This window comes from Candidatus Cardinium hertigii (assembly GCF_050864855.1).
Classification (GTDB): Bacteria; Bacteroidota; Bacteroidia; order Cytophagales; family Amoebophilaceae; genus Cardinium; species Cardinium hertigii_C.
In genome coordinates, this window is record NZ_JBOZWW010000042.1 from 1 (window position 1) to 14,520 (window position 14,520).

The 14,520-nt window shown below is 37.4% G+C and carries 10 protein-coding genes and 1 tRNA gene; 4 read left to right on the plus strand and 7 right to left on the minus strand.

From position 1 onward, the window contains the following. Positions 1-358 precede the first annotated feature (358 nt). Positions 359-1,861 carry a sodium:solute symporter family protein gene (locus ACRRVB_RS01420; protein WP_432466218.1) on the plus strand — a complete coding sequence of 501 codons (1,503 nt, stop codon included), beginning with the start codon at positions 359-361 and terminating at the stop codon, positions 1,859-1,861. 117 nt (positions 1,862-1,978) lie between these two features. Here the strand turns inward: ACRRVB_RS01420 and pheS are convergent, their stop codons facing one another. The 5 genes from pheS to leuS form a co-directional block, all read right to left on the minus strand. Continuing rightward, the gene (gene pheS, locus ACRRVB_RS01425) at positions 1,979-3,037 is read right to left on the minus strand and encodes a phenylalanine--tRNA ligase subunit alpha (protein ID WP_432466219.1); all 1,059 of its coding nucleotides are present in this window, start codon (positions 3,035-3,037) and stop codon (positions 1,979-1,981) included. A 7-nt stretch (positions 3,038-3,044) separates the two neighbouring features. Further along, positions 3,045-4,658 (minus strand): hypothetical protein, encoded by a 1,614-nt coding sequence (locus ACRRVB_RS01430; RefSeq protein WP_432466220.1) that lies wholly within the window; start codon positions 4,656-4,658, stop codon positions 3,045-3,047. Between the two features lie 127 nt (positions 4,659-4,785). Continuing rightward, positions 4,786-5,526 carry an ankyrin repeat domain-containing protein gene (locus ACRRVB_RS01435; protein ID WP_432466221.1) on the minus strand — a complete coding sequence of 247 codons (741 nt, stop codon included), beginning with the start codon at positions 5,524-5,526 and terminating at the stop codon, positions 4,786-4,788. Positions 5,527-5,879: 353 nt separating this feature from the next. Further along, positions 5,880-6,596 (minus strand): RDD family protein, encoded by a 717-nt coding sequence (locus ACRRVB_RS01440; RefSeq protein WP_432466222.1) that lies wholly within the window; start codon positions 6,594-6,596, stop codon positions 5,880-5,882. A gap of 115 nt (positions 6,597-6,711) precedes the next feature. Next, entirely contained in the window at positions 6,712-9,501 is a 2,790-nt protein-coding gene (gene leuS / locus ACRRVB_RS01445; protein WP_432466227.1) for a leucine--tRNA ligase, read from the minus strand. A gap of 740 nt (positions 9,502-10,241) precedes the next feature. Between leuS and ACRRVB_RS01450 the strand changes: the two genes are divergently transcribed. Together ACRRVB_RS01450 and ACRRVB_RS01455 are read left to right on the plus strand one after the other, a co-directional pair. Continuing rightward, on the plus strand, positions 10,242-10,667 hold the full coding sequence (locus tag ACRRVB_RS01450; protein ID WP_432466223.1) for an ankyrin repeat domain-containing protein: 426 nt from the start codon (positions 10,242-10,244) through the stop codon (positions 10,665-10,667). Between the two features lie 89 nt (positions 10,668-10,756). Continuing rightward, a complete protein-coding gene (locus tag ACRRVB_RS01455) occupies positions 10,757-11,743 on the plus strand; it encodes a 5'-3' exonuclease (protein WP_432466224.1) in 987 nt (328 codons plus the stop codon). A 54-nt stretch (positions 11,744-11,797) separates the two neighbouring features. Here the strand turns inward: ACRRVB_RS01455 and sppA are convergent, their stop codons facing one another. Both sppA and ACRRVB_RS01465 read right to left on the minus strand, forming a co-directional pair. Next, positions 11,798-13,516, minus strand: a complete 1,719-nt coding sequence (gene sppA / locus ACRRVB_RS01460) for a signal peptide peptidase SppA (protein ID WP_432466225.1) — start codon at positions 13,514-13,516, stop codon at positions 11,798-11,800. Positions 13,517-13,630: 114 nt separating this feature from the next. After that, positions 13,631-13,704: transfer RNA gene (locus ACRRVB_RS01465), tRNA-Ile, on the minus strand. A gap of 409 nt (positions 13,705-14,113) precedes the next feature. Between ACRRVB_RS01465 and ACRRVB_RS01470 the strand changes: the two genes are divergently transcribed. Continuing rightward, a partial coding sequence (locus tag ACRRVB_RS01470) for a tRNA-dihydrouridine synthase (RefSeq protein WP_432466226.1) occupies positions 14,114-14,520 on the plus strand: 407 nt, incomplete at its 3' end.

The window sequence follows — 14,520 nt, forward strand, 5'->3', positions numbered from 1 at the left end:
CCAAGTAATCGAATCAGATAACTGGAATAAAGGATGTTTCGGGTTAAGAAAACTAGATAAGCGTTGCTCAAACAAACGTTCAAGGCTATTATTTATTTTCTTAGATTTCATCCTTATTTTGCAAGCTTTTTATACAAAACAACTCTAAAACTGGTTATTAACCAATACAAATTTAACCATTTATTTGCTGATTAACAAATAATTATACAGTATTTCAGGACCGACTATTTAATAATAATCCAAACCACTGCTTAGTGGGACTAAACAGCTAGGAAAATAAAAAATATATAAAATCAATTATTTTTATTATATTCTTTTCTAAGCGCTTTATAGGTTTTATCCAATTTCAAATCCATCTATGCCGCTCTATAACATGCCCTTGTTTATGGTATTGGCCTTTTTGTTCGTGACCCTTACCATAGGACTTTGCATCAGTCAAAAGACCAATACTTTTCGTGCATATGCAGTAGGTACACAGCAATTTCATACAACTACCTTGATCGCTACTGTTTTAGCTACGTCCTTTGGAGGAGGATTCTTGATGCGTACACTACCCAACTTCTATGATCACGGGATATGCCACATATTCTTTACTGTTGGAATGCATACAGCAGGATCCTATATAATCAGTCTGTTGCCGTTGCATATGGGGCCATTTATGCAGCACCTTTCTATAGCAGAAACGATAGGTAATGTCTATGGTCAGTATCTAAGGATGATTACAGCTTTATTGACTACCAGTTGTTGCATTGGTATTGTGGCTATTCAAATCAATGTAATGTCTTGCGCCATTGGCATGTGTATGGATAGAACCAACCCTTCTATCTTAACTGTTTTGGCCACCTTAACGCTTATTAGCTATGCTGTTTTTGGAGGTATTCGTGCCATTACCATTACCGATCTATTCCAACTGGCAACTTTTACAATTGTTATACCCCTTCTTCTTAAGCTTGTATTTGTAAAAACAGATCAATCATTTTTAGTAATGATAAAGGTGCTACAAAAAGCAGAAAAAATTCAATGCAAGAACTTATTTAAATTTGATAAAAACTATTGGATAGAGTTATTTACTATATTAGATTCTATATTTTGTGTCTCTCCTTCAATTATACAACGCTTCTATATGTCTTCTGGCGCCATTCAAGCTAAAAAGGTTTTCTCACGTGTAATGCTTTTTAATTTCATTATATTGATAGGTATTGCCGTCATTGCACTGTTTGTTTTTATAGGTAATCCAACGCTACAGAAAGAAGAGATTTGGTCTTATATCCTAGCGGATATGTCGCCTTTTTATAAAGGATATGTGGCGATTAGTATATTGGCCATGACGATGTCTACCGCTGATTCTCATTTACAGACTGCTTCTATTTTGATCAGCCATGATATGGTAGAGAGTATGCGCAACCTACAAGCACCACCTTATATGCACAAGCTTCAACTGGCTAAATTAGCGACACTGGTTACCGGCCTGTTGGCTATGATCATAACGGTTTACTATCCCAATCTATTTGGATTAAGTGCATTTGTTTTTGAATGGCTTACGGGTTATTTTGTGGTTACCGTGATCCCTCTTTTTATCTTAACTGTTTTTGGTTTTCGGGGTACTAAGCGTACCGCTTTGATGGGCATGGGTACAAGTATACTAGTCATCCTTATTTGGAACCATTGGGTTAAACCTAAAACAGCAATAGATGGTACAATTATTGCCGTAGCTGCCAATGGTTTGGCCACAATGGCGGCACACTATCTGCTGCCCCAACCGCCTAGTACAGGATGGGCTGAGCCAGATCCGCAACAAAAAAGAATGATGGCGTTGATACGGGCATTTAAAAAGCATAGAAAAAATATAGATCTAGAATAGTGGTTGGCAAATGGTTACACAAACAGGTATAAGATCTGTCTAGGCAATGGTCTCCCATTAAGGGGAACCCGTTTTTGTACTGCTTATAAGGTAAGCCATGCAACCTGTTCAAGATCACTATTTTGCAAAAACAGCGGCATCACTAAAGCCGAAACAACCTTTAAATTGACGCAAAAAAGCAAGATGATTTTCAGAAAACAAGCGCAAATCATCAATTTGGTAGAGGAGCATGGCGATCCGTTCTATGCCCATTCCAAAGGCAAAACCACTATATTGTTCGGGATCAATGTGACAATTGGTTAAGACATTGGGATCAATCATACCTGCACCCAATATCTCTACCCAACCAGAGTGTTTACATACGGTACATCCCTTGCCTTGGCACAGTCTACAATGTATATCTACCTCTGCACTGGGCTCTGTAAAAGGGAAATAAGAGGCCCTAAAGCGGAGCTTAGTAGCCTCACCAAACATTGCTTCTACAAAATGATAGATGGTACCCTTTAGGTCACTAAAGGTGATATCTGTGTGTATATACATGCCATCCATTTGGTGAAAAAAACAATGCGATCGTGCAGAAATCGCCTCATTTCTAAACACCCGTCCCACCGCAATAGATCGAATAGGAGGACGCTGGGCCGTACAAGTTGAAATCTGTACAGAAGTAGTGTGGGTGCGCAACAACTGAGCTGGATTAAGTTGTAAAAAGAATGTATCCTGCAAATCACGCGCAGGGTGGTTCTCAGGGAAGTTTAAGGCACCAAAGTTGTGCCAGTCGCCTACAATTTCTGATCCCTCTGCCAGATTAAAGCCCATACGCTGGAATATAGAGATAATCTTGTTTTGCACAATGGTTAAAGGATGTAGACTACCTATATCCGCACCAAAAGCAGGAAGGGTCACATCGCCTGGTTGCTGTATAGCTGGTGGAGCAACGGCCTCTAGTGCGCTTGCTGCACTTTTAAATTTTTTTTCTGCTTCACTTTTTAACCCATTTAATGCCGGACCTATTGCTTTTTTTGCTGCAATAGGGAGCTGCTTGAAGGCTTCAAATAGATTGGCAATAGAGCCCTTTTTGCCAATAAAATCTTGGCGAAAACATTCTAATGTTGCTTTATCTTCAATAACTATAGTATTCATTTTTTCCCGTAGTCGGGCAATGTGATCCATCATCATATTATAATTACCATTTATATGCTAGACCAACCATAAGGTTGATTTTTTGATCCGGATACCTGGTGTAAGGAATATGCGAACGATTGAGGAGATTACTAGCCATTAAAAATGCTACAAACTTTTTAAAAATAAAATAATCAATCCCTACAGAAAGGTTGATGCGGGTATCGATTTGCATGGAACGACCATGTATATCTTTTACAGTAGTTGGACCATCTAAATGTAGCTTACTGGTTAATAAAATTTTTGCATGGGGGATATAGGTGAAGGTCGGTTTTAGTTTAAATCTTGGTTTATCGTACCACCAGATAGGTGCAGATCCATTTTTAAAATATGAATAATAGGCGCTTTTTATGGTTACATGGTATTGGGAGATAGCATAGTGAACGCGTGCTATTACTTTTACCAGCTTATAGTCCTGGGGGTTATAAGCTAGTATAATCTGATTTTGCGCATTTTCAACAATTCTAGATTGGTTTTTAAGTTGCCGATAGACTATACAAAGGCGATAAGAAAGATTAGATGTCATGATACCCTTGCTACCACCATATAATTTAAAGTATTGATGGGGATGAGACAACTTACAATTGGAAGCTATAAAAGGATTTTTGGCTACTACATCATGTAGGTGCAATGGCACTACACTGCTCCCTACACCCATACCCTGTATGCCTATATAAGGCGTAAACCAAGTGGCGATCCCATACCCTATTTTGACCATAGGATACAGATCAAAATTAGGTATGCCTACCGGAACCACATCATTATGGTAAGTCATCCTTAACCCCACTTTTAGCTGCATAGCCTTATATAAGTGTAGACAAAGACTAGGCGTAGCCGAAAAAATAAGCCGTTTTTGTCGCGTTGTACCGTTTACATAGAGGGCTATAGCATGGTAGTTAGCTATTTTAAAAAACCAACTATCCAACCGCTTAACCCATTTATAGTGCAAGGTACATAGCTTTTCGTTTATATTTTTATTGTAATAATCAATTACTTTTATATTTACTTGCCCATCTTGAATAGAAGATTCGCTAGCTTGTTTAACCAATAGGCCTATCTTGCCTTGATGCAGCATACAGTGATGGAGACTACTATATTGGTGGCAAGCAGGTTGATAATTTAAATGGGGCTGGAAGCGCCATGATCCAATGTCATACCTACCTTGTAAAGCAAACGACCCTTCTTTTGAGTTTTTGCCCCATAAGGGTGGCACAAAAGCTAGATTAGTCGACCAAATACCTTTCCCAAAAGGATAATGGTCTAATCCAATCTCTAGATAAGGAAGCAACGATGTACAGACACCTATTTTGCAATAGCGATGAAAAGGAGGACGTGTTTCTTTCTGTTTGAAGCAAAAAGGAAGGTATAATTGGGGTGCAGGATCAAATGGTATAGCTTTTAATTTTAATGCATTTAGCGCTTTTAAAGGCTTATTCAGATGTTTTATAATAGGTGTAGGCGCTTTGAAAAATAGTCTTTGCTCCTGGGCTACTCTATTCTTTTTTTGTTTTTCAATGACAAACTCAGCATCCTTTATAGCACCTGTTTTCGTTTCTGCATGGGATAGTGGGGCAGAGATGGAAAAAAATAAAGCGATACATAAGCGAGTATATTGCATTTTAATGATACGTTAATCTGTATTTGCATTCTATCTAATAAAATTTTCACCATGGCTACACAACCTGAACAAGCTGATAGATAGCACAATACTACCTACTTCATTTCTTGCATTATGATCATTAGACCTAACTAGATATCAGAGCCAGATCTAAAGGAGTCCTACCATCGTTATTTGTTATATTAACATGAATCCCCGGCATGGTTACTAATCTTTGAACTATTGATGGACGACGATATACAACAGCCAGATGGAGCGGAGTATTACCACTTGCATTTCTTGCATTAACATTAGTACCTGGTTCGCTTAGCAATGATTCTACACTGACTAAATTATTATCTATAACAGCCAGATGAAGGGGAGTATTACCTACTTCATTTCCTGCATTATGATAATTAAATGTAAATAATACCCGATTTAATACTACATCTAAAGGAGTGCTACCAATGTTATTTATTACATTGAGATCAATCCCCGGTATGATTAGTAATCTTTGAACTATTGATAGGCGACGATATGCAACAGCCAAATGGAGTGGAGTATTACCACTTGCGTTTCTTGCATTGACATTAGTAGCTGGTTCCCTTAACAATGTTTCTAGATTTTCTAAATTATTATCTATAACGGCCAGATGAAGGGGAGTATTACCTGCTTCATTTCTTGCATTATTGAGATCCAGCCCTATTGCGTTGGCTGGATGATTACCGATACCAGCTGGAATACGATCGATACCAGATCTGTCTGGTAAGTGGCCGTATCTACCTGTTAGGTTACTGCAAGCAGCGGTAAAAAATAGAACTGTTCCAGTTACTATAGCCATTGTGTAAGAAGAGTTAATCGGTGTGATAGATTGGATATATCTAATCATAAGCATGTATAAGTTTGTTTTTAATTTAAATATCGTTGTATTTTTTTGCTATCCTAGATGGAGTGCCTTTTTTGAAGGCAAGAATGAGTACTATAGGATCTCCCTAAACGGTGCAAAAAATATTTAACAACTCAAGCAGTAATATGGATCTAAGGTTTGCATAGCCATCTCGTTAATACCAAGATAAGAGTACTGTTACTAGAATGCAATAGAAAAGATGGTTGTGCACTAGTTGATGCCATTAAAATATGGATTATTGCGAGATTATAGAGAGTATAACCTATAGATAAGTATAAGAGCAAAACACCTATATGCAGATCTACTGCAGCTATTAATTTGGTACAAAAAGCTTACTATTTCGTAATGCAACGGATCAACTGAATGCATATTGTTCGATCGATCAGTAACAAATAGGTAAGCCCTACTAGAATGATTACAGCAGCTAGTGTAATCCATACAGACTGCATACGGTAGCTTACAGTAAGATGCATTTGTTTATCCCAAGTGGTTATTTTATTTAATATTAAATTGTCATACGCTCTGCACTGGTATATTAAATAAATTATTACTCCTATAATCGGGATAAGTAAGTATAGTGTTTTTCGTGAAATGATCATTTCACGCTTGAACGCCTCTTTGAAAGTAATAGAACGACCTGTTTCATGTAGTATCTTTATGCCAAAAAGCTGTTTTCCAGGTGTATTACCAAAATAAGTCATACATGCAGCAACAACCAAACTATGTAGCCAAAGATATGAAAAAGATAATAGGCCTATTAGGATTATACAGGCCATAAAAAGAAAAAAACAGGATAGAATACATCTAGCAAGACTAGGCCCAGACAAAAAAGAAACAAAACAATTCGATAGATTTTCCATCCATGATATATTTTTCCATTCCACATTCAGTACGAAAAAGATTATACCACCTATCAATAATATTAGTAGTATAATAAATGGTATAACAGATAAAAAGCCCAACACAACGTCATCAAACTTTCTTGCTGCCCATCTGCGCCATGCATGGCCAGATGTTATTGTTTCAGGTTCCATCCAATTGGTATTTTTCATAATCATAAAGGTTCAAATACTAAATATAGCAAATCTGTTCATGCAAAAACCAATAGCCTCTAATGCTTTAAAAGATTTCCACAAGTATATAAAAAGATCAGCCATCCAAAAAATCTTATTGTAAAACCACATTGACCATTTTATTGGGCACCACCACCACATTTTTAATTACTTTACCTGCGATCCATTTTTGGACCACCTCATGGGACAATACTGCTTTTTCTATAGCGATAGGTGAAGCATCATAATCAAAAACCATTTTGGTCCGTAGCTTACCATTGACTGCAATACCATACTGAAAGCTTTTTTCTGCTAAATAGGTTTCATTCCAAAGAGGAAAAGCTACCTCTGTAATACTACCGGGTTGGCCTATATTTTCCCATAGCTCAGCAGCTATGTAAGGTGCAAAAGGTTCTAATAATAAAATAAAATCTTCTACGACAGATTGAGTTACGCCCTCAAAAGTGGACAAACTATTTAGCCCAATCATTAAACTACTTATAGCGGTATTAAAAGAATATTTTTTAATGGATTCTGTTACCTTTTTAATGGTTTGATGCAATATTTTAACCATCTCCTGATTAGGCGGTAACTCAATAGTGGTCCAAGATGCTTTTGCATGATGTACAAAACGCCATACTTTATTTAGAAAACGAAAGACGCCTTCTATACCGGATAAGTCCCATGGTTTAGATTGTTCCAATGGTCCTAAAAACATCAAATACAGTCGCAAAGCATCCGCACCATATTGGGCAATTACACTATCTGGGTCGACTACATTGTATTTAGATTTAGACATTTTTTCCATTTTCGCGCCACATATATACTTACCTTCCTCTAATAGAAAATCCGCATCGCCAAACTCAGGACGCCAATTTTTTAAAGCTTCTAGGTCTAAAACATCTTTTTCGACAAATGCGGTTGGAATATATATAGGTACAACATCGTGTTGCGCTATAAGCCCCGCGCTCACCAATACATTCTTATCTTTTAAACGATATACGATTGCCGTACACTTCTGAATGATGCCTTGATGGAGCAACTTCGGAAATGGTTCACCAATATGAATATAACCTAAATCATACAATAGCTTGGTCCAGAAGCGTGCATAAAGCAGATGGCCTGTTGCATGTTCTGCACCACCTATATAGAAATCTACCCCTTTCCAATAGGCTTCTTTTTCCTTACTTAAAAAAGTTTCCCCATTGTGGGGGTCCATATAGCGCAAAAAATACCAACTAGAACCTGCCCAACCTGGCATCGTATGGAGGTCTAAAGGATAGCCTTCCGGTGTAGACCAATCGAAGGCGTTGGCCAATGGCGGTGCACCAGATGGGTTTGGTCTATAACTACTTACTGCTGGCAACAAAAGGGGCAGCTGGTCCTGTGAAAGGGCATAAGGAAGACCATCTTCTTTATAATATATTGGAAAAGGCTCTCCCCAATAACGTTGGCGACTAAAGATAGGATCCTGTAGCCTATAGTTCACTTTAGATTGCCCAATTTTATTTTGGATAAGTTTTTGCATAACTTTTTCAGCCGCTTCTGGTACAGAAAGGCCATTTAGGAAATCAGAATTAATCATTTTTCCTTCAGCTGCTTCATATGGGCCATCTTCTATCAGAAAGGCACTTTCTATCACAGGTAAGGTAAGTAAATCAAAAGATTGCGCAAATATATAATCTCGTCTATCATGTGCAGGAACACCCATAATAGCTCCTTTACCATAGCTAGGCAATACATAATCTGCCACCCAGATAGGTAATGGGGCACCTGTAAAGGGATGTATGACACAAGCACCCACAAATAGACCACTTAAAAAGGTAGTTTCTGCAAGACGGCTTCGATCTGAACGATTTTTAGATTGCTCGATATAAGCCATAAGTGCTACATCACTTGTTTGATCTGCCATAGCACGCACCCAAGGATGCTCAGGCGCTAAGGCAATAAAACAAACACCAAAAATGGTGTCAGGTCTAGTGGTAAAAACGGTAATGGTCTCTCCTTTTTGCCCTTGTACCCTAAAGGTAATCTCTGCCCCTTTAGACTTACCTATCCAATTGCGTTGCATCTCCTTAGTAGAAAGGGGCCAATCTAACTTTTCTAAATCTACTAGCAAACGCTCTGCATAGGCAGTCATACGCAAACTCCACTGTTTCATTTTTTTTCGTGTCACTGGATAACCTCCTCTTTCAGACAGACCATCTTTGACTTCTTCATTGGCCAAAACAGTACCTAAGGCTTCACACCAGTTTACCATGCTATCTTTTAAATAGGCCAAACGATAATGCAACAGTTGACGTTGTTTTGCTGTCTCAGAAAATCCATTCCATTCCTTAGCTGAAAAAATAGGGGCATGGTCGTCACAAGCAGCTTGGACTTTGGTATTACCGTGATCAATAAATTCTTGAATAAGCGTATGAATAGGGGCGGCTTTTTGTGTAGCCGTATTGTACCAGCTATTAAACATTTCTAAGAATATCCACTGTGTCCATTTATAATACTCAGGATCACTAGTATTTACTGATTTATCCCAATCAAAGTCCAAGGCAATTTGTTTGAGTTGTATAATATATTTTTCTATATTTTTTGCAGTAGTAACAGCAGGATGTTGACCGGTTTGAATCGCATGCTGCTCAGCAGGAAGGCCAAAAGCATCAAATCCCATTGGATTCATAACATGGTATCCACTATGCTTATAATACCGAGATAATATATCTGAAGCAACATATCCCATATAATGCCCTACATGGAGACCTGATCCTGAAGGATAAGGAAACATATTCAATATATAATACTTGGGTAAATGGTTCGTAGCAAGGGACCTATCTGCTGTAACAGATTTTTGTTCCTTCCATTTATTTTGCCATTTTTGTTCTATTTCGGTAAAAATATAGGGTTGCATGCTTAAAATATGGTTGGCTAATGGGTAAAAGGAATAATAGATTGGTATAACCGCTACACCTGTATCGAGGTGTAGCAAGGGCTTAAGCTGAAAAAATAAAACAGCCTTTCTAGATTTTATCTTTTAGATCGCAATTTAGCTTAAAATTAATAAGAAAACATTATAGTGAAAGGAAAAAATAAGAGGAATTTATATAAATTTTCTTTCCTATTTTCCCTAAACACACCTATTTACATTGGTACACCTCTTTACATCTGCAGCACACTAAGACTGTAAAACCAATCAGTAGTGGTTTTACCTTTAGCAGCCATTGATTTAAAAACTTTATGGGTCTAAGCGTTTTTGGTATTACAACTAATTTTCATACATTCATTATAGAATCCTTTGGTAACTTGGTTTTTATTTTCATTTCGAAAATTAAAACACAAAGGAGCTTTTTAAGCTTTTCTTTACTGCCTAATTCAGAACTAATATGGTTAATGATGGTATGGCAAAAGGAGTCTATCAAACTAAAAAGGAACGTTATGGGTAATTGCACAGGGATTCTATCTTTATCAATTCATACGACTGTATTTCCTATGGTATTAGATTTTTACCAAAAGAAATGCGTAACCAATAAATAAATAATCATTATGCCTATAAAAAATACATTAGCGTTTAAATCTTTCCCTACCTTATCAGGAATAACCATCTGTTTTTCATTAATGACTTCTTCTTGTAATCAATTAACTAGATATGGTATGAATAATACTAGCAGTGAACAAGACTCAAATAGATATGATATGGATAGTAGCAGCAGTGAGCAAGAATCAGAGTCAGAATCAGAATCAAATTCTGAGCAAGTAGAAATGAATTTTGTACCTACTGCACATTTTTGGGATTCCCTTCATCTTGCAGCAGAACAAGGTGATATAGAAAAGGTAAACCAACTATGTGCAGATCCAAATGTTAATGTGAATTCAAAAAATGACTTTGATAACACACCCCTCCATCTTGCAGCAAACAATGGTCATACAGAAGTAGTTAGAAAATTACTATCAATGAGTAATATTATGGTAAGTGAGGAAAATGTTTTTGGTAAGACTCCTCTTGATTTAGCATTACAACATGGTAATGAAGACATAGTTGCACTATTACGATCAGCTGGTGCGGTTAGTGGCGAGTAAAAATAATACATAAAAATATATCTGATCTGATCATAGAGCCAATCAACCGGTACACACTGCTTCCATTGGTAACTTAAACAGTTACCATTATGGAAAAAATCAATTATAGACGCAAGCGAATCAATGTGATGCTAACCCCTTACAAGCTTTTTCTACTAGATGGTATGTCGCTGATCTATAGAGCACATTTTGCACTTGGAAAGGCAGCCACTACTACCGCGCATGGAATTAAAACAGGGGCCATACTTGGCTTTGTGAATACCTTAGTAAAGGTACTGCAAGAAGAAAAACCTACCCACCTGATCGTTGCCTTTGATGGAAAAGAAAAAACCTTTCGACATAATCTATTTCCTGCCTATAAATCGCATCGGCCCGCTCAACCAGAAGAGATTTCTATAGCCATTCCATACATCAAAGCCATTCTAGAAGGATTTGGTATTGTATCGATAACCGGTAAGGGGTATGAAGCAGATGACTTACTGGGTACATTAGCCAAAAAAGCAGCGACAATGGGATGTACGACCTACATCATGTCCACAGACAAAGACTTAGCTCAGATGGTACAATATAATATTTACCTCTATAAACCGAGTAGCCATGGCCAAAAAGCAACTATACTTGGTGAAAAAGAAATCTTAGCGCAATGGGAAATTACTAGACCTGAACAAGTAAAAGATATTCTAGCATTAGAAGGAGATCCTTCTGATTTTATTCCAGGTATTCCTTCTATTGGCAAAAAAACTGCTCGAAAGCTTATAAAAGAATTTGATAATCTAGAAAATATATTGGCACACAGCCATACGCTAACGGGTAAGTTAAAAGCAAACCTTATCCAATATGCGGATCAAGGTATGCTTTCCAAAGAACTGGCTACGATTCGAACAGATGTGCCCATCACGCTAGATTTAGAAAAATGCCATTACCAGGTACCCAACAAGGAGAAATTAGAATCTCTATTTACCTTACTGGAATTTAAACAACTTAAGGAGCGGTTATTTGGTAAACCAAACCGACAAAAAGAAGGCAATCAAATGGCTGGTTTATTTGATCCTATCCACCCAACTATGCACAACTAAAAAGATGATTAGAATAATGATCGTGGGTTCGATGGGCAAGCGAATACTATTCAGTTAGTCAATATGAATCGTATAAGGAAGGATGGCTTGCACGCCATAGGGTTTAGATAGCAGCTGGTAATGATTCAGTATAGGATATTCTTGCACTAAGGAATGAAGTACCTCCATTTTGATGTTACCCGTAGTATAGTTTAGCAACTGTTCTAATTTTGTTTTAGGACGAGGTAAATAACAAACGGTATACTTTTCGGTTAAGTGAGCCAAAGCTGCAGCTTTGGCAATAGCTGCTTCCAGTCCGCCGAGCCCATCGACTAGGCCATTGCTTTGAGCCATTGTACCAGTATATACCCTACCGCCTGCTAATTTTTCCACAGAGGCCACATCTAGTCCACGTCCATTGGCAACCTTACGTAAAAAATCATCATAACCTTGTTGCAACAGTTTATATATAAATCTAGACTCTTGTTCAGAACAAGTTACCCTAGGTTCTAAAAAATCTGCAGAAGGAGCAGTTTTCACCACATCACGGTAGATACCTATTTTATGCATCAATGCACTGGGATCAAATAGCATACTAAAAATACCAATCGAACCTGTAATGGTAGTAGGTTGTGCAAAAATATAATTACATGGGGCAGCAATATAATACCCCCCAGAAGCAGCTACGTTAGACATAGAAGCGACAACTGGCTTAACAGATTTAAGTTCTTCTATTGCTTTCCATATAATATCTGAAGCAGCCACACTACCCCCCGGTGAATAAATGCGCAATACCACGGCTTTTATATTGCTATCTTTTTGAATAACCTTTATGGTTTTAACAAAATCATGGGCACCAATATACCCCGTACTACTGGACCCATTCACAATTTGCCCTTCAGCCATTACAACGGCAACTTGATTGTCTGCATTAGATGGGCTTTCTGAAGTAGTATAATGGTTATAGTTGATAAAAGAAGGAGCTTTTAGTTTTTCTTTTAATAACCTTTTAGCATCTGTTGCATAGCCTACCTTGGTAATTAAATTGGCCCGAAGGGCATCACTGGGTAGTACTGCTGAAAGGTTATTGGCATGCGCTTTTAACGCTGCAACCGCTATATTTCTAGCACTACCTATTTTAGTTAAAAAGTGATCATACATAGAATCAAGGTATTCTTTTGTCTGATTTTTACTTTCTTCACTCATTTTAGTCAAACAAAAGGGCTCGACCGCATCCTTACAGGCTCCAATGCGAAATATGATAGGCTTTATAGAAATATGCTCAAAAAGTTTTGTATAGAAATCAATGGTTGCAGACAAGCCTTTGAATGCCAACAACCCACTAGGATTTAGAATGATTTCGTCTGCGACAGAAGCTAAATAATAGGACTTTTGCGTATAATCATTCGCATATGCGATGATGGTTTTACCTTGGGCTTTAAAAGCCAACAAAGCTTCTCTTATTTCTTCTAAGGTAGCCCAACCGCCATATAGATAAGATAGATCTAAATAAATAGCACGAATGCGATTATCTTTGGTTGCTTCATGAATGGCCTTCGTAGCTACTTTAAAATTGACCATTCCTTTATTAGACCCAAATAATCCATTCGGCATCCTTTCAACCACTCGACCCTCCATATTGAATGATAGCACTGAATTATTTGCTACTTCCTTGACATCCGTAGTAGTTAATTTTGAAAAAACAATAAGAACTATATAGCATAAAGATAATAGAGAGATGAAACATCCTATAGCAATGGTAAATACCTGTTTAATAAAAGATTTTATGCGCATTTTGATTATAAAAAAGTCTATTAGGTAATGGGTGGAGCTCATAAAATGAGCAAAGAAATGTATTGCAATGCTTATGGCGTACGGTACCGATTTATAACTTGGTTCACTAGGGTGTGGGTCTGCGCGGACTTGAACCACGGACCTCTACATTATCAGTGTAGCGCTCTAACCAACTGAGCTACAGACCCTAAAATCTATGATTTTTTACAGAAACTACTTGCAATACAAGGAACAAAAAAACAGACCTATTATAGGGTTTCCATAATTTATCTAAATTGGATCGCAACAGATTAAACAATGGTATTGTACCGTATAAAGACCTTATTACTTAATGGTAAACAATTACTTAAGTACGCCAACACAGCTAAATTACGTATATATTCTGTATATACCCAATAAATAGCTGTAATAAATAGTTATTTTAACCTACTTCATACGATTGGTGAGAGGCAGCAATTTTTTATCCATAGAAAATACTAATTTTAAGTGTAGATTTGTAGCAGGTCGCCAACCACCCGTACATTTTTTTTAGTAATCCACCCAACAAATGGGTACAAAGATCAAATTCAAGCTGCTAAAAATATATTCATCCTATTTATGTTACAAATTGGAAACTGTGTATTAAGTGATTTTCCACTTTTACTGGCACCCATGGAAGATGTGAGCGATCCTCCTTTTCGTGCCATATGCAAGGCACATGGGGCAGATCTGATGTATACGGAATTTATTTCCTCTGAAGGACTGATTAGAGATGCTGCTAAAAGTATAAAAAAATTAGAAATATATGAAGCAGAACGTCCTATTGGGATACAAATTTTTGGCGATGTTATAGAAGTGATGCGGACTGCTGCTGCTATTGTAGAAAGGGCGCAACCCACTTTATTAGACATCAACTATGGTTGTCCTGTTAAGCAAGTAGCGTGTAAAGGAGCAGGTGCTGGTATTCTCTTAGATCTTCCTAAAATGCAGGCGATGGCTGCAGAAATCGTTAAACAAGTCTCCAT